The organism is Shewanella sp. YLB-07 (assembly GCF_009377275.1).
Map to the genome: position 1 here is coordinate 1 of NZ_VOQB01000012.1, position 16,044 is coordinate 16,044.

At 44.7% G+C, this 16,044-nt stretch carries 15 protein-coding genes and 1 rRNA gene; 2 read left to right on the forward strand and 14 right to left on the reverse strand.

What is annotated here, in order from left to right; all coding sequences use genetic code 11:
- Nucleotides 1-220 precede the first annotated feature (220 nt).
- Nucleotides 221-336 (forward strand): 5S ribosomal RNA (gene rrf, locus FS373_RS22490).
- A gap of 1,144 nt (nucleotides 337-1,480) precedes the next feature.
- Entirely contained in the window at nucleotides 1,481-3,988 is a 2,508-nt protein-coding gene (locus FS373_RS22495; protein WP_227993153.1) for a putative bifunctional diguanylate cyclase/phosphodiesterase, read from the forward strand.
- A gap of 15 nt (nucleotides 3,989-4,003) precedes the next feature.
- Here the strand turns inward: FS373_RS22495 and FS373_RS22500 are convergent, their stop codons facing one another.
- The 14 genes from FS373_RS22500 to flgK all read right to left on the reverse strand — a co-directional run bounded on the left by FS373_RS22500 (nucleotide 4,004) and on the right by flgK (nucleotide 16,011).
- A complete protein-coding gene (locus FS373_RS22500) occupies nucleotides 4,004-4,288 on the reverse strand; it encodes a hypothetical protein (RefSeq protein ID WP_144044332.1) in 285 nt (94 codons plus the stop codon).
- A gap of 48 nt (nucleotides 4,289-4,336) precedes the next feature.
- Entirely contained in the window at nucleotides 4,337-4,771 is a 435-nt protein-coding gene (locus FS373_RS22505) for a hypothetical protein (protein WP_144044333.1), read from the reverse strand.
- Nucleotides 4,768-5,778, reverse strand: a complete 1,011-nt coding sequence (locus tag FS373_RS22510; protein WP_144044334.1) for a flagellar motor protein MotB — start codon at nucleotides 5,776-5,778, stop codon at nucleotides 4,768-4,770. The genes FS373_RS22505 and FS373_RS22510 overlap by 4 nt, the downstream gene beginning before the upstream one ends.
- Nucleotides 5,778-6,635: a flagellar motor stator protein MotA gene (motA, locus tag FS373_RS22515; RefSeq protein WP_144044335.1), complete on the reverse strand. Its 858-nt coding sequence runs from the start codon at nucleotides 6,633-6,635 to the stop codon at nucleotides 5,778-5,780. The genes FS373_RS22510 and motA overlap by 1 nt, the downstream gene beginning before the upstream one ends.
- Nucleotides 6,636-6,651: 16 nt before the next feature.
- Nucleotides 6,652-7,374 (reverse strand): RNA polymerase sigma factor FliA, encoded by a 723-nt coding sequence (locus FS373_RS22520; protein ID WP_144044336.1) that lies wholly within the window; start codon nucleotides 7,372-7,374, stop codon nucleotides 6,652-6,654.
- A gap of 11 nt (nucleotides 7,375-7,385) precedes the next feature.
- Complete coding sequence (locus tag FS373_RS22525) at nucleotides 7,386-7,844, reverse strand: flagellar basal body-associated FliL family protein (RefSeq protein ID WP_144044337.1); 459 nt, start codon at nucleotides 7,842-7,844, stop codon at nucleotides 7,386-7,388.
- A gap of 14 nt (nucleotides 7,845-7,858) precedes the next feature.
- The gene (locus FS373_RS22530; RefSeq protein ID WP_152830676.1) at nucleotides 7,859-8,896 is read right to left on the reverse strand and encodes a flagellar hook-length control protein FliK; all 1,038 of its coding nucleotides are present in this window, start codon (nucleotides 8,894-8,896) and stop codon (nucleotides 7,859-7,861) included.
- Entirely contained in the window at nucleotides 8,886-9,212 is a 327-nt protein-coding gene (locus FS373_RS22535; protein ID WP_144044339.1) for a hypothetical protein, read from the reverse strand. The genes FS373_RS22530 and FS373_RS22535 overlap by 11 nt, the downstream gene beginning before the upstream one ends.
- Nucleotides 9,181-9,561: a flagellar export chaperone FliS gene (gene fliS, locus FS373_RS22540; RefSeq protein ID WP_077750680.1), complete on the reverse strand. Its 381-nt coding sequence runs from the start codon at nucleotides 9,559-9,561 to the stop codon at nucleotides 9,181-9,183. The genes FS373_RS22535 and fliS overlap by 32 nt, the downstream gene beginning before the upstream one ends.
- A gap of 18 nt (nucleotides 9,562-9,579) precedes the next feature.
- Nucleotides 9,580-10,941: a flagellar filament capping protein FliD gene (gene fliD, locus FS373_RS22545; protein ID WP_152830677.1), complete on the reverse strand. Its 1,362-nt coding sequence runs from the start codon at nucleotides 10,939-10,941 to the stop codon at nucleotides 9,580-9,582.
- 365 nt (nucleotides 10,942-11,306) lie between these two features.
- A complete protein-coding gene (locus FS373_RS22550; protein ID WP_144044341.1) occupies nucleotides 11,307-12,113 on the reverse strand; it encodes a flagellin in 807 nt (268 codons plus the stop codon).
- Between the two features lie 494 nt (nucleotides 12,114-12,607).
- Complete coding sequence (locus FS373_RS22560) at nucleotides 12,608-13,651, reverse strand: hypothetical protein (RefSeq protein ID WP_227993156.1); 1,044 nt, start codon at nucleotides 13,649-13,651, stop codon at nucleotides 12,608-12,610.
- Nucleotides 13,652-13,665: 14 nt separating this feature from the next.
- Nucleotides 13,666-14,583, reverse strand: coding sequence for a flagellar hook-associated protein FlgL (gene flgL, locus FS373_RS22565; protein WP_152830678.1), 918 nt, complete (start codon nucleotides 14,581-14,583; stop codon nucleotides 13,666-13,668).
- Nucleotides 14,584-14,646: 63 nt separating this feature from the next.
- Nucleotides 14,647-16,011, reverse strand: a complete 1,365-nt coding sequence (gene flgK / locus FS373_RS22570) for a flagellar hook-associated protein FlgK (protein ID WP_144044344.1) — start codon at nucleotides 16,009-16,011, stop codon at nucleotides 14,647-14,649.
- Nucleotides 16,012-16,044 lie beyond the last annotated feature (33 nt).

Sequence of the window (16,044 nt, forward strand, 5' to 3'; positions counted from 1 at the left end):
GAGGCGTTGAGCTAACCTGTACTAATGACTCGTGAGGCTTAACCATACAACCCAGATGGGTTTGTGTAGTTAGTGTGTGTATTACTTCATAAGCACAAAAGAATACGAACTTGATTTAAGTCGAACCTAATTATTTATTATTTAGAGAAATCTAGATACAGCTTTCTAAATTCTTTTACCTTTAGCTTTTTTAAAAAGCTGAAAGTAATCGTCAAATTAGTCTGGAAACCATAGCATTGTGGCCCCACCTGAATCCATCTCGAACTCAGAAGTGAAACGCAATCGCGCCGATGGTAGTGTGGGGTCTCCCCATGTGAGAGTAGGTCATTTCCAGGCGCTCATTAAGTGAAAAAGCCACCTGAATAAGGTGGCTTTTTTGCGTCTGGGATTTAATAAAGTTTGGCTGAATAGCTCGAACTTACCGGTACAGATATCAGGTGACTTATCCACTTAGGAAGGCATGAATGCCTACCCCCGATGTCGCCCCGCCGCTGAGCGGGCTCTCCCGCTACGAAACGAAGTTTCTCCGCGTTCAATTAGGGCTGAATACTACGTATTCAAATCGCCGTAATTTCACCCCCATGTGTCCACTTCGTGGACTACGAGAGTAGGTCATTTCCAGGCGCCTAATTTCTCGTAAAGAGAGTCGATAAATCCTCAGCACTTAGTGTTGGGGATTTTTCGTATATACGCTCCGCGAAGGAGCTACTTCACATGCAGCCCAAAGCTGTTAATGCAGTGTGGCCGTTAATTGCATCCATGCATTAACGGCATTTCCGCCATCCCTGGCGGTCAGGGTCTCCAGTTCGATGACTACGTCATCTCTCGCTGCAAAGTAGCTGAATGCTACGCATTCAAAGCGCTACTTTTCCACCCCCATGTGGTTCGGCCTTCGGCAAGTATCACGACGATTTCAAGTTGAGCCATTGGAAGGCGCCTTCGCTCTTTGTTCTACGCATATACGCTCCACGAAGGAACTACGCTTGATGTCGCCACGCCACTGAGCTTGGTCAGAAATTGCATCCATGCATTTCTGACATTCACCACATTCATGTGGCTTGCTCCGCAGCTTGATGACTACGTCATTACGCGCTACAAAGCAGCTGAATGCTGCGCATTCAAAAAAGAACTGCTTTTTGGCCTCGGCCCTCATGTAAAAGGTTGAGGTTTGCGTCTTGGCTCTAGCATCCTGCTCTACCTTGTATGTCCTGCGGATACAGTTTGGCTATGTACCAGGCCTATACAAGGGAGTCATCACTGGATATTTGCTGTCTGTTTAACTTTATCTGTAACATTTTAATCGATAAATAGTGTATCTTGCTAAAGCTTAGCTTGTTAAAATTTACAGCTTCTCAGTAGATTGTTTGCTTGATGCACTTGTCTATTTGGTTTGATGTTTTCCTATTTTTATTCTGGAAGACTAACATCATTGATATAAGGCAATTGTCTGTTTTTACTTTAGGTTTAGGTGCTGTTGGATTTGTTTAAAATCAATCGACCGTCTTTGGTCTTTGTTGTGCCCATATTCACGTTTATTCTATATCTCTGTTTAATGTCTGCAGAATTTGTTTATGAGCGTAGTGAAAGCCAGGCGGAAGCCCTATCTCAGACTCAGGCTAGAATTGAGCAGCATTTGATTCGAATGAAGTATATTGTCGAGTCGGCATTGGCGATTCAGGATACTGGGCGTATAGAGCAAGAGATATCCTTGGCCGCTACAGATCTGGATGTCATGGTTTTCACTGTTTTATATCAGGAGGGCGAGATTAGGTTCGCTAATCATTTGGTATGGCGCGGGAGTCAGGCAAATTATGTCATCGATGGCTATGAGCCGAGTATTCACAGTAAAACCATTAAAGCAGATACACCGACTATTCAGTTTAATCCTGCTCGTTTATCAATTCAGGCATATTACCCTATTGATAACATCACGGCTCTGGAGAAAGACCAAGGCAATATTATCTATCTGGAATATGATGTTTCTCCTCTACTTTCAGAAGTTAAAGAGGCTCGTTTTCAGAGTGCAATTCGTTCATGGGGGGTGAGTCTTCTTTGTTTGGCTATATTTCTGTTTTTACTTCATTTTTATCTGATACGCCCCTTGAGACTTATGGCCAAGCAAGCTAAAAAGGCGAGTTATATCGTAAAAAATAATGGGTCTTTCCCTAAGTGGAAAGCTTCTCCTGTTAATGTGGTATTTAGTGAATTAGAGGCGATTAGAAATCATCTTATCAATTTTTCGGACAAGCTTGAACGTAGTGAAAAGCAATTAAGGGATAGCCAACAGAGGTGGTTATTTGCTATTGAGGTGTCTAGAAATGGTATATGGGATTGGAATTTTGCCACCGGTGAGGTGTTCCTCTCTGATCGCTGGAAAGAGATGTTAGGTTACTCTGAAGATGAATTAGCCAGCGAATTGTCGACCTGGGAAAATTTATTACACCCGGAAGACAAGAAGGATGCATTGCTTACCCTAAACCAATATCTAAATAACGAGCTGGATGAATTTGAGAGTGTCCATCGACTTCGACATAAGCTGGGTCATTATATATGGGTTTTAGATAGAGGCATGATTGTTGAGTGGGATGATAAAGGTAAGGCCACTCGAATGATCGGAACACATGCCGATGTAACCAGTGACATGAGAAATAAACAGGTTCTTCTCCATCAGGCAAAGCATGATTTGTTAACAGATTTACCAAATCGTAGCAGCTTACTCGATGCACTCTATTCTCTGAATGAGAGTAAACAAAAGGTATCAGCCGGTCTGTTTCTTATCGATTTAGATAATTTTAAGATGATCAATGATGCACTAGGGCATCACTACGGTGACAGGTTACTGATCCAGGTCGCGGCGCGTCTCTCCAGCTTTTTTGCTACTAATTCATTGATAGTTAGATTATCTGCCGATGAATTTGTCGTCCTGGCTAAGAATCTCCCTCAGGATAAAAACTCTGCTAAGCGGAAAATTCATGCGTTGGCCAGCCAAGTGCGTCAGATTATCGGCCGTAGTTTTCATATTAATAATCAGACCTTCAGTGTATCTGCCAGTGTTGGAGCTTGCTTCATCGATAGTCAGATTGAAATTGAGCCTGAGCTGTTACTCAAACAAGCAGATGTGGCCATGCATCAGGTGAAGGAAAGGGGAAGAGATGGGTACCTACTTTATAGCGCCGAGATGGAGGAGGTTGCCCAACATAGCCTGTTTATAGAGAGTGAGTTGCGAGGTGCTATTGCGGCGAATCAACTTTCTTTGGTCTACCAACCCATTGTCGATTTCAGAGGTCAGGTCGTTTGCGTAGAAGCCCTACTCAGGTGGAGTCACCCTCAGATGGGCAATATTCCACCATCGACCTTTATTCCTCTTGCCGAAGGCAGTGGTTTAATTGAAGAGTTGGGAGAGTGGATCCTGCTAGAGGCCTGTGGCTTCATCAATAAGCTTCATGCCAAAGGTGTGCAGCTAGATGCGGTAGCTATCAATGTCAGCGCCAGACAGTTTAATCAGGGGGTATTTGCTGAAAACCTGCTGAGGGTAATTGAGGGGCTCGGAGTAAAAGCAAATTCTATCGAATTAGAACTGACCGAGTATGCCCTATTGAGTAATTTAGACGTCGTTAAGCAGGCGATGGATAAGTTGAGTCTGGCTGGAATATCCATCGCGATAGATGATTTTGGCACCGGATACAGTTCATTAAGTTATTTGCAGAGTATTCCGTTATCTAGATTAAAACTTGATGCAACATTTGTCAGTAAGATCGATGTTAATGAGTCATCCAACGCCATAGTTAAGGCGATTATCGACATGGCCCATGGTCTGAATTTAAAAGTGGTGGCAGAGGGAGTTGAGACCCAAGCGCAATATGATTTTTTACTGCAGCATGGATGCGATTCATTTCAAGGCTATCTCTTCTCTCGGCCATTAAAGGAAGCTGACCTTGTTAATTATATAGAGTCGGTTGCTGTTAATGGGCCTATAGCTGTGAGTTAATATTAATTCACAGCATTAGAAAAAGAAGAAGTAGCTCATAAGGACAAATGAGAAAAGCGCTCCAGCTATCACAGGATAAATTAAGTAGCTATCTCCTGAACGACGCGCGCGGCGGATGCATAGGTTAACCAGAATCAGATTAAATACTGCTAGCATTAGAGATGCCATTGCACCGTGTCTGAATGGCATGTGTCTGATGTCCGTAGAAACGTAGAGCAATATAAACCAGTCGAGCAAAATGAGGTAGAGGAAGATTTTTTGTAGACCGTCCGGTCCTTTGCGCTTGTTGGGGCGTGTCATTGAAACCTCTTAAACAAAATCATGATCCGTTATGCATGTTTAATTGAGCTAGATATCTACAGACTTGTATGTGTTGTGTGGCGTGATGATATTGAGCATAGTGATAATCTCATTTTCATCCTGAGTAACCCAAGTCGCGCCGACAAAGTGGAGTCTGCTATTGATTGGCCAGCTTCTTGCCACTCGAATTTTTAATTGAGAGCCTAGATACTCGATATGTATCTCTTGAGCGGACGTCAAAGGAACTGTAGTCAAGAGTCCTAAACCTCCCAAGCCTATGTCCTTTATATTGGCCACACCTAACTTATGCTTTCGCCACCAACTTTTACGGATCAGATCTACTGTCACTCCATCGCAAGCCAGAGTCAGACATTCTTCCTCATTGGCTCTCAGGCTCAATCGAGTGTGAAGCCTAAGATTACTATCTGACTCTTTTGGCTGTTGTTTTTTGTCTGCGGGAATAAACTCTTCAAACAGCATCATTCGGTTGTCCACTGCTCTGGGTAACGTGTTCTGGGTCGATTGTCCTCGGCAGCCTTTTTAGCTTGGCTCAGCTTTGAGTCTGTGTCTGGCACTTTTTTAGTTAGTCCTGCCATCTCTCTTATTTGTGATTCAGCTGCACTGGTCAACACCAGCATTTCGATACGTCTATTAGCTGCGGCAGCAGGGTCATCACTGATATACGGCACTTGATCGGCCATCCCTGTAACCTGAATGACCTGATCGCGCTTTACACCACCATATTCCAGGACTCGTCTGGCTAATAGCGCCCGCTTGCTGGAAAGCTCCCAGTTAGTGAAAGTTTTTCCTGCGTAGGGGGTAGAGTCTGTGTGACCGGATATACTGATTTTATTTTCAACTTTTCCCAGAAGAGGACCTAAAGCTAGAAGGAGATCTTCAAAGTAAGGTGTCATGTTTGAGCTTCCTCGGGTAAACATAAACTGATGGACATTGTCGTGGATCAGAATTCTTATGCCTTGAGGTACGATTTTGATCTCAACATTGGCACTTAAATTTACTTGGGTGATGACTTCATTAACCTCTCTGGCTAAAAACTCCAGTTGAGATTGAGTCTCAAATTGTCCTGGCACTAAGGAGTTAAGCTCCGGGCCTCGGCCTGCCTTGGGGTTACTTTCGCCTGCAGGAATATGGTTATGCATGGCTTGACCCGCTCTTTCGACCCCAGTCCCCGTTGCCGGAATTATGGCTTGTTGTAGGGCGACAGAACCTTGTAAATCGATCATTGAAGGAGATTGGCTCAGATCGAAAGGATTTATAGAACCATCAGAAAACATATCACCTTTTAGATATTGAACAATCAATGTTCGCTCTTGCTGGTCGGCGATTTGTAAAATCCACAGCACCATAAACAGCGCCATCATGGCTAAGGTGAAGTCTGCAAATGCAACTTTCCAGGCGCCGCCATGTGAGCCTTTTGACTTTGTTCGCTTGCGGCGCTTGATGATAATTGGCTCGTTCTTTATTGCCATTAGCTTTTCTGCTCCACCATCCAACGTTCTAGCTCTACAAAGCTAGGTCTGTTTTCACTCTGTATCTGTTTTCTACCCGCATCAATGGCTAGCATGGGAGGCTTACCTTTGGAAAATGAGGTTAGTATTGCGGCGACACAGCGAAGTTGTGCTGATTTTCTATCGACTAAGTGCTCTAACGCTTTAGAAGCGGGTTCAAACAAACAGTAACAGGCAAAAATACCGATGAAAGTGCCGACGAGTGCCGCTGCTACCTTGACGCCAATCATAGTAATTGGACCATCTATGCTGGACATGGTGATAATGATGCCCATGACCGCGGCAAGAATACCAAACCCAGGCATAGCTTCGGCAACTCTAGCCAGTGCATGGGAAGGTCGTAACCTGTCTTCCTCAATTCGGTAAATCTCTTCTTCCAAAATATGTTCAAGATCGTATGATGAAATCTTGCCTATAGATTGCAGACGCAGGTTATCGATAAGAAATTGCAGCACATTCGGGTGCTCTAACACTGTGGGATACATTAGAAATAATGAGCTTTCTCTAGGCTTTTCTACATGTTCATCCAGCACTTTCATCCCTTGAGACTGGATCTGGCTCATTAACATCCCCATTAAACCAAATAGTTGAGGATAGAGTTCCGGATCTTCTTTTTCTACAGATATTAGTTCCTTTAACTGTGAAACCATATCTATCAGTACGGGTCTAGGGTTAGCAATAATAAGAGCACCAGCACCAGCACCAAAGATGATAAGTATTTCTGCGGGTTGCCAGAGGGAGCTCAGATTTCCACCTGCCCAAACATAGCCTCCAAATACCGAAAATAAAATAATCGCTAAACCTAATATCTTACTCATGTTCTCTTACCTGCCTCTACCGCTCCCAAAGTTGGTAAATCTCCTTAAGATGCTTCACCGCCTGTTTATGTAGCTGGCAGATCCGCGTCTCAGTCAATCCTAAGGTCCCGGCAATTTCTTTTAAATTGAGTTCATGTTGATAATAAAGCGACAGGATCACCTGTTCTCTTTTACTTAATTTAGATATTGCCTTTTTTAATGTTTGTTTGGATGAAAACTGCTCAATAACATTAGTCTTATCGGCGAAATGGCTACCTGCACTTAGCATGTCATCTAAGCTTTTCATGGACTCAGATTGAGAGGCATAGAGACGTTCTCTATATTGGTCTCTGCTTATCCCCATCGAATCAGAGACTTCTATATCTGTCGGATCACGCCCCAGCATTCGGGTGAGTTTACGCACAGCGTCATTAAGCTCGTGAGCTTGCTGCCTAACGGGCCTAGGACGCCAGTCCTGGCGTCTAAGCTCATCAAGAATTGAACCGCGAATTCGCTGTCCAGCAAATGATAAGAAGCCATTGTCAAACTCTCCGGGGTAGCGTCTCGAGGATTCGAGTAGAGCCATCATGCCAATCTGCTCCATATCCTCGACAGCAAGTACGGCTCCGCAGTGACTTCTAAGCTGAGAGACTGATCGCTTTACCAAAGGTAAATACTGCTTCATCACCTGGCTCTCACTGAGTCTGTTTACTGTCTTTTCTTCATTGGTCTCTTGGTATGCGAGTTGAGCAGAGTTCATGATGTCATTCCCTATTGTATAACCATGCGAGTAAATAGGACTTCATCGAGCTCTATCTCATAATTGTTCTCTGTCAATACGTTGGAGAGCAAGACAAGAGCTTCTCGTTGAAGATTTTCCAGTTGTTCAGAGTCATTGAGCTGATTGAAGTGCTTACGAGAGAACATCTTCATTAGTGAGTTTCTTACTAATGGATCCGCTTCTTTAAGAATTCTACTGACATTGGTCGAACGGCTTTTTAGCGCCATTTCAAGTAAGAGGTAGTGAGGTAAATTATCACCGGGCACAGAGATAACAAATCTATCTAAGGGATAGAATTTTGCTTTGTTGGCTTCTTCATCTTGTGTGACAAATGGACCACCGATAATACTTGGTGATTGCCAACCGACCCAAAATATAGTGGTACTCCAAAGGATAATGAGTAGTGAAAAAGACAGTTTTTTGCTTACGCTTGTTTTACCAAAAGCCATTAAATTACTCCTAGTTAGGCTAATAAATCGATTTGATTATTTTGCTGATCTTGTTGTTCGGTCTCAAGTTCAATAAGATCAACTTGAGAATTGGAAATGTTTACTGCATGCCTCTCATCCTGATGCTCACGTTTGTCGCCCTGACTGATATCCAGATCTATCAGGCCTCCATGATCCATAGCTAGCTCTTCTCTTAATCGGTCCAACCCCATTAATAGTGAATCTCTCACTGAAGCGTTAGCTGCATGCATTTGAATGTGTAAGCGGTCACCATCGAGGCGGATGTTGAGTTCTACTTTTCCAAGTGAAGGGGGATCTAACCTAATCTCCGCCTGTTTAATTTTCTGATCGATCTGGAATCTAAGCTGTTCTCTCAAAGGGGTTAGTATCTCTTGAGCTTGCATCGCCAGAGGTGCATTGGTTGTAACGGGGACTGGTCCCCACTGGCTAACCGCGGCATGAGTACGGTTGGCAGTGGTGATGGCCAAATGGTTTGTTTCGCCCTCAGTAATCTGCGTCGTAGCCTGAATAAGCTGGCTAGTAACCAAGTTAGCCTGCAGGCTTGCCTCACCTTTTTGAGTTTTTATTACTTGGTTCATATTAGGTATTGGCAAAGACAACTGCTGTGTTTGGGGTTGTGTAGCCCCTTTCTCAAGTTTCCCTAGTTGTAACTGCTCACTCTGACTTGTTGGCGGAGTGTGAGTGGGATTAGAAGATACGTTCAGTGGTTTATCAGGAATCCCTTCTCTGGATACGATAGGCTGAAACTGAGTCGATGTTTCTAATTTACTGGTTAGCTGTTCTGCATCCTGAGTTAGATTTGCCAAGGAGCTACCACTAACCTTTGTCCTCTCTTGAGCTATATCACTATAAATAGAGCTTAAGCTTGTATTGCCGCTGAGCTTCTCTAACTGAGATAGGCTGGCTGAGGCATATATGGCAAATTCAGCGGACTCTATGGAGAAAAGCTCTTCGTTAGCATCTGAAATATCACCTGTTAATTTCTCTGAATTATCTCTAGGTGAATGTAGATTAATAGAATTAGATATCATCACGCTCTCCACTCAGGCTAGTGAGTTGATAAGCTGCGATGCCATCTTGTTGGCTTTGGAACTGTTTCATCTCAACTTCCAACTTATCCTTCTCCTTTTTGAGCTGAGCCAATATGGCGGCATGGGTCTTTGCAAGTGCTTGTCTGGCGGTAAATTGAGGGCGTGTGTTAGCTTTACCCTCTCTCTGGAGCGCTTTGATCATGACTTCATTGATCATCACGACCTTGTCCCAATCCTTTGACTCTGAGTGCTTATTCAAAGCTGTTTCAAACTGGCCCCACTGCTCAATTGAGATTGGTCCAACCTTCTCTGACATCGCTAATTACCTTTATTATGGGATCTAATTTTTCCGAACTGTTTTCGACACTGGCGGAGACGAGTTGGCGGCTGCAGTACTCATAAAGGCGGTTAAGGCTGGTTGCTACTTCACCGCCATTCTCAAGATCCAACATGGAATCGAGACCATGAACTATGTTGAGGCACTTATTGACGCTCTTCCCTTTATCTTCGAAGCTTCTTCGCTCCATAAAGCCTCGGGTGCGTTCCATCTCCTCGAGTAGTCCGTCGAGTAACATGCGCACCATTTCATGGGGGTTTGCAGCAGCAGCTCTGGCATCGAGAGTGGTCTGTTTATAAGCGCTGAAGGGATCATGCTCATTCAACATAGTGTTTGGTTTCCTTAGTTAAAACAGCCCGCTGGCTGAACTCATTTTCATAATATTGGCTTCCATTGCAGTAAACTGGGCCAGGTAAACCTGATACCTTTGCTGCATGTGGTAGTCATGGCGTTCCATATTGTCCTCAATGCGAGACACCTGCTTATCCAGGTTGCCTTGCTTAAGATCCAGGTAACCATCGGATTTTGTGAAAGGGTCGATAATTTTGTCGAGTCGATCGACGTAACCTTCGTCATCAGTGAACATGGCCTTAACGGCCGAGGGATCACTCTTTAGGGCTTCCGAAAGCTTGTCGTCGTCGATCTTGAGCTTGCCGTCACGGGTCATCTCGATGCCGATATCCGATAGACGCATACCATTTGGGGACGGGGCGAATACCACCTGCCTCACGTTGTTTTGCAGCATGCGTACACTGGAGTCGCCTTTTAAGACGCCGAGTTGATCTTCAGTGATCGAGCTACTGCCGGACGATGAGTCATCGTCATCGTCATCATCGTCTTCTTTCTTATCATTGATTTCATCGGCCACTTCACTGCCCATGGTGCGAGTGAGCTTATTGATCTGATCCATCAATAAATTAAAAGCGTCGACAAAATCTTTTACCGCCTGCTCACTGGACTCAAAGTCTGTGCCTACAGTGATAGTGCTGGCTTGCCCTGATTCGTGAACTTTTTTGAGCTCTACGGTCATGCCATCGATGACATTTTCAAGGTAATTGCTGCTGCTTTTTATTTTGATGCCATTGAGCTTTGCTACTGCATCTTGAGCTTTACGGCGCTCGGTCATACCAAAGTCAGTACCGTTATCAAGCACGGTTATCTTACTTGCTTTTCCCGTTTCTGTTGAGGTCAGCATAAACTCAACACTGCCACCAGTGCGTACCAGGGATGCCTGTACACCAGGGTTATCCGCGTGGTTATTGATATAGTCTCTGAATTGACTGATGGTGATACTGCCATCACTATTGATTTCGCCCATATCTAAGGTGAGTTTTTCGCCTGCAATCTCTATGGTGAAGTCACCACTAGTAGGGAGGCCGGTGGCGTCTTCACTGGTAAATTTTTTTGTTAGTTGATGAGCCTGAGCAAGTTGTTTAACTATTAATTCATAGTTACCTTCTGGCGCATCTGAGCCCACGGTAACGGAGGCATTATCATCACTGACAGATACCGTTTTTTCATCGAAGGCATCGCTATCGATCTTATCCAGCTTACTGGTCATGCTATTTAAGCTTTTTTCCAGCACGCTGTAGGCATCAAGCTGGGCTTGATAACGATCCATTTGATTTTTATAGAGCTGATCTTTACCCATACGTTCGGCCATAATTATCTGTTCGGCGAACTGGGCGGCACTCATACCTGATATCATTGTGACTCCTCCTGTTAAAGGGGTATGGCAATCTTTATGCCAAAAGTTAAGTTGTTAATTTTCAACTTGTTAGCTTTTACTATTAATTCATCTAATCTAAAAGTTTTCCGAAAATGGAATGATTGAGGGAAGCAAGGCTTCCGCTTTAACTTGCTGACCGTTAGGCATTCGCTAAATAAATAAAGCGACGCTAGTTCAAAGAGATGAAGTGTAAGAGGGATAGATTGAGTAATTCTTTGTGATTAACGAAATACTGAATGCAGTTAGCAGAGAAAAATAAATGAAAAGGAGCCGTTAGGCTCCTTTTTGATGTTTGATAAATCGATACTCTATGTTGAAGAGTAAGGTTTAACGAAGAGCAGGGTTTATAGCAGACCCATAACCAAACCAGTGTTCTGGTTGGCAGAAGATAGGATGCTAGTACCGGCTTGAACAAGTAGCTGGTTCTTAGTCATGTTGGCAGTTTCAACGGCGAAATCTGCATCCATGATGCGGCCAGCAGCGGCCTTAGTGTTTTCGGTGACATTGGCTAAGTTAGAAGATGTATGACCTAGGCGATTGATATTTGCACCTAAGTTTGAACGCTCAACACCGACAGCGTCGATAAAGTCGTCTATGGCATCGATTGCCTTAGATGCATCGCCTATAACACTAATATCGGTAGCATCACCAGCAAGCTTAGCTACAACATCTGTTTTAACTGCCAATGTTTCAGCAGAGCCTGCACCGATCTGGAACTGTACTCCCGCATCTAAGCTAGTGAATAAGTTATTACCCGCGTACTCAGTACTGCCAACGATGCGATCAATTTCAGCTGTAAGCTCTTTATATTCAGCATTGAGTGCAGTTAGATCTTCTGCTGAGTTCACGCCGTTAGCCGCTTGTGTTGCAAGCTCTTTCTGGCGGTTAGCGATAGTGTTTAGCTCGTCCAGTGCACCATCAGCAGTCTGTAGCATAGAGGTTGCATCAGATACGTTACGGCTAGCCGTTTCCATACCAACAACGTTAGCGTTTAGGCGTGAAGCGATCTGTAGGCCTGCAGCATCATCTGAAGCGTTGTTGATGCGAAGGCCAGTAGATAGGCGCTCCATAGAAGTGGTAAGTAAGCTGTTATTTTTGTTTACAGCATTTTGAGCGACGTTAGAAGCATAGTTAGTATGAACAGATAACATGGTTAATTCTCCAAGTATTTTTAGTGTTATTTAGCTTCCGTTCCAGCTAACCACTAAAGCGTGTTTAGCTAGGAGAGAACAAAAGTTAAATAATTCGTTGTGTCTCATATTTGTTAAAACGACGCCCTGATTTGAAACTGAACTCTCGGATAGAAAAATAGTTAAAAATAATAAATGCAAAAAGCAGAAGTGGAAATCCTGAGGCGCTCACGTAGTTCGGCTGATGTTTAAAGTAAAGGGCAAAGCACTTGATGCTGCGTTTAGGGCTTTAGATATACGACTGCATGGATGCAGAAGTTAGGGCGAAACAGGATGCCAGAGCCGAGAATAACTATTAGCTTCAGCCCCCGCCTTGCCTACAGCGCTTTGAACTCCCGCAGAATGGTCAGATACCTAATGCAATTGGTATTTCGATGTGCGGGATATTCACATATAAAAAAACCGGCGCCAGGCCGGTTGAGTGAATCAAGTTATTCAATTAGGGAGAGACATGGTTATTTCAGTAATGAAGAGACATGGGCGCGTGTAACATTAGCCTGAGCCATGATAGACGTAATCTGTTTAGAAAATGGGTTGGCTTGCATTACTGAATCTAAGGTTTGTAAGGTCTCGATTACCAAGTTATCACTGTTGCGGCTGCGGTTGATTTTGTCTAGCTGACGCTGCACCTTTAGCTTGGCTTCGGTAAGATCCCTGAGTTGTTGATCGACTTTATGCAGAGACTTATTGATCTTGGCTATGGCCTGTCTGAGCTCATCATTACTGGTAAATTTCCATTCTCTTGGATCTTGCCAGGAGAGTTTTTCATCCAATTTGATATTTCTGGCTTCCCCGGCTGGTAGTCGTTGGCCTTGACCTGTCATCATTATGCCGTTTTTTAGTTGTTGCCATTGCTTATCATTGGTCGAAAAAATGGTTTCTTGTGTCGATGGGCTATCTTTGTGTGTGAAGACATCGATGCCAAGGACTTTCATCCCCAGGGCAAGTTGCTCTCTGAGCTGTTGACTAGGAGTTTTTGCCGGGAGAAAAACACTGGCATTTTTTTGGTTGTGCTGTAGCTGAATGTATTCATCTCTTGGCTTAGTGCTCGCGAGATCCACGGATTTCATCGTAAACTCTCGTTGCGCTGCCGGGCGACTTGGTGTGATCAGGTTCAGTTGATGATCTATGAGTTGTGTGTCTTGATACTCGACCTTTAGCTTTGTTAGCTGATTCTGTATCCTTTTAGCCATATTGGCTTTTTCTGTTTGTAAGCTGCCCTCAACGCTCAGTGCTTTTTGAGTCTGTTTCTTGAGCTGCTTCAGGATATGGGTTATCTGCCTAAGGCCTTGTTCGGCAACTTGAGAGGCTGAGACCTTATGCTGGCCTTGAGTCACTTTTGCCCAGCGGGAATAGCTCTCTAGCCTGTGTGTCGGGATATTGGATTTATGATTCGGCTCGAGCTGACTTTGTGCCTGCCGATCGTTAATCGGCGCGCTGAGAGGCTGGCTACGGTGTTGAACACTTAGCGCATCTGAGACTCCAGTTACCATAGCCATCTGCTTTTTCCTTGTTAAATCTGACTGAAGAGAGTGAGTTGGGTGATCTGCACGAAGGTCTGCTGTGTCACCTGTAGTGTGGTTAATTTCAGATTAAACTCGGCCGTTGCCTGGGCATAATCCAAACCTTCTGTTTCACCGATCACCTCCTCATTAAAGAGAATCATCTCTTCATGGGATTCTTCCATCAACATCAGGCTCTTCTGCTTACCCCCTATATCGGTAATCGCGCCGCTGATACTGGATAATGTGTCATTTAATGTCTCCATCATGGCCTTAGATACGTTATCAAATTCAGGTTCTCCGGGGGCTAAACTTGGGTCTTTAAGCACATCGATAAATTCTTGAGTCTGATTGAGGATATCTGCACTACCGTTCGAGAACAAAAACTGCTCTGCGGTGACGTTTGCTGTCATCCAGGATGAGCCAGAGGTCTGTACCTCTCTGTGATTATTATCGCCTTGATAGATATAGTTGCCGCTGGCATCTTGGGCTATAGGCGCTGTGCCAGTCTGGTTGCCGGAGAAGATATAGTTTCCGCCATCATCCTGCGCGTTGACCATGCCAACGAATGTTTCAAGCAACTCTTCCAGCTCTGCACCGTAAGCAGCTCTGTCTTCTGGGGATAGCGAACCATTACTCGCCGCTAATGTTACTTCGCGCATTCTTGACTCTATCTCCACCATGGAAGATAAATTGGTCTCTGCACGATCGAAACTCGTGCTCAGCGAGTTGATATTTTTAAGGTACTGCTCGGTGGCTGCGACTTCACGTTGGCTGGCTATGACTTTGACCGAACCAATAGGATCATCGGACGGACGTAAAATAGACTTGCCCGTTGCCATCATCTGATTGAGGCGTGCGATATCAGCGGTTGAATTTTGCAGGTTATGTAAGTTACTGGCATAGAGGTTGTGGGTACTGACTCTCATTGTGTATTCCTTAAATCTGATTCAAAAGCCCATACTTAAGTGGTGGGCAGCTGCGCCGACGGGTTAAATGTTGACTATGGTTTGAAACAGTTGATCGGCGGTGGCGATTACCTTGGCATTAGCTTGATAACTCTGTTGATAGATAATGAGGTTTACAGCCTCTTCATCCATATTGACTCCACTCGTGCTGGCCCATTGTGCCTGCGCCTCCATCTGAAGGCTGATGGCAGTGTCTTCACTGACCTGAGCCTGTCTCGATTCGGAGCCTAGTTTGCCCACCATGCTCGAATAGGCATCTCCCATAGAAGTCGTTACATCGATAGAGCCGAAGGTAAACTCAGTGTTAGCCAGCTCGATTAGCTCTTTTAGGTTGCTGTTATCTCCAGGCCCATCACCTTGACCGAAAGCAAGCATCTCTGCGGTAAAACCTTCGGTTACCTTGATGCTGCCAGCTGGATTATTAGGGTCATAGGTAAAGAGGTCTTGTGTCGGTGTACCACCGTTAAGATCGGTACCGCCAGCAAGAATGGCATTGAACTCATCGGCAAAAGTCATCGCTAGTTCATCGTTAAATGCCATGGATTCCAGCAGGCTATTATCACGGTAATCGAGCATGGCGCCTAAGCTACCACCTACGTTCTCATCTAACGGGAAGCTGGAATCGCCAAACTTAATCGTGACGGTGCTTAAGGCTGGATTACTTGGATCTGGCTTTACTTCCAGTGTCGAAGCGGTAGTGCCTGAGAGCAGTGGCTGACCCTGGGCCAGGGAGATATTGACCATGCCATTTGATTCTTCGGTGACTCTGATATCAACCAGTTGAGCCAGATCATCTATCGCCGCATCTCTGGCATCGAGCAGTGAAGCTGGAATATCGGTACCGGAGCGCTGAATTTCTTGGTTAAATTTAGCAATAGATTCGAGCTGGGAGTTAATCTCTTTAGCCGATGCACCTATCTGTCCCTCAATCTGTGAAAGTTGTGAATTGAGCGAGTGGCTGATGGAGTTGAATCTCTGTCCCATAGCCTTAGCTTCACTCAAAGCACCCTGACGATAGGCAATATCACTGGGTTGCTCTAGTGATGAGTTTAGTGAGGCAAAGAGTTGATCTAGGCCGTAAGAGATATTATTGCCTTTAGAGCCGAAGATCTGCTCCACCTGACTGTAGTAACTATTTGTGACTCGGGCATAACCCACACCGCTGGTGGTGTTCCATAGCTGCGCAACTTCATATTGATCTGAGATCCGGCGTACCCCATCGACCTGAACGCCGGCTCCGCTACCATAGATACCGCCGCCTACAGAGCTCATCATCACCTGCTGGCGAGAGTAACCAGGTACCATGGCATTGGCGACATTATTTGAGGTTGCATTCAGGGCCGCCATACTCGATGTCAGTCCTGACATGCCGATATTAAGCATGCTCATAGGGTTTCCTTATCTGTTAAATTTATAGGTAGC

Excerpts from the sequence above, each read along its gene's own strand:
- FS373_RS22505 (WP_144044333.1), bottom strand. The coding sequence starts at position 4,771 with ATGATGCTGTTTGAAGAGTTTATTCCCGCAGACAAAAAACAACAGCCA.
- FS373_RS22535 (WP_144044339.1), bottom strand. The coding sequence starts at position 9,212 with ATGTCAGAGAAGGTTGGACCAATCTCAATTGAGCAGTGGGGCCAGTTT.
- FS373_RS22510 (WP_144044334.1), bottom strand. The coding sequence starts at position 5,778 with ATGGCAATAAAGAACGAGCCAATTATCATCAAGCGCCGCAAGCGAACA.
- FS373_RS22525 (WP_144044337.1), bottom strand. The coding sequence starts at position 7,844 with ATGGCTTTTGGTAAAACAAGCGTAAGCAAAAAACTGTCTTTTTCACTA.
- FS373_RS22550 (WP_144044341.1), bottom strand. The coding sequence starts at position 12,113 with ATGTTATCTGTTCATACTAACTATGCTTCTAACGTCGCTCAAAATGCT.
- fliD (WP_152830677.1), bottom strand. The coding sequence starts at position 10,941 with ATGATATCAGGTATGAGTGCCGCCCAGTTCGCCGAACAGATAATTATG.
- flgL (WP_152830678.1), bottom strand. The coding sequence starts at position 14,583 with ATGAGAGTCAGTACCCACAACCTCTATGCCAGTAACTTACATAACCTG.
- fliS (WP_077750680.1), bottom strand. The coding sequence starts at position 9,561 with ATGTTGAATGAGCATGATCCCTTCAGCGCTTATAAACAGACCACTCTC.
- flgK (WP_144044344.1), bottom strand. The coding sequence starts at position 16,011 with ATGAGCATGCTTAATATCGGCATGTCAGGACTGACATCGAGTATGGCG.
- FS373_RS22560 (WP_227993156.1), bottom strand. The coding sequence starts at position 13,651 with ATGGCTATGGTAACTGGAGTCTCAGATGCGCTAAGTGTTCAACACCGT.
- FS373_RS22520 (WP_144044336.1), bottom strand. The coding sequence starts at position 7,374 with ATGAACTCTGCTCAACTCGCATACCAAGAGACCAATGAAGAAAAGACA.
- FS373_RS22500 (WP_144044332.1), bottom strand. The coding sequence starts at position 4,288 with ATGACACGCCCCAACAAGCGCAAAGGACCGGACGGTCTACAAAAAATC.
- FS373_RS22530 (WP_152830676.1), bottom strand. The coding sequence starts at position 8,896 with ATGATATCTAATTCTATTAATCTACATTCACCTAGAGATAATTCAGAG.
- motA (WP_144044335.1), bottom strand. The coding sequence starts at position 6,635 with ATGAGTAAGATATTAGGTTTAGCGATTATTTTATTTTCGGTATTTGGA.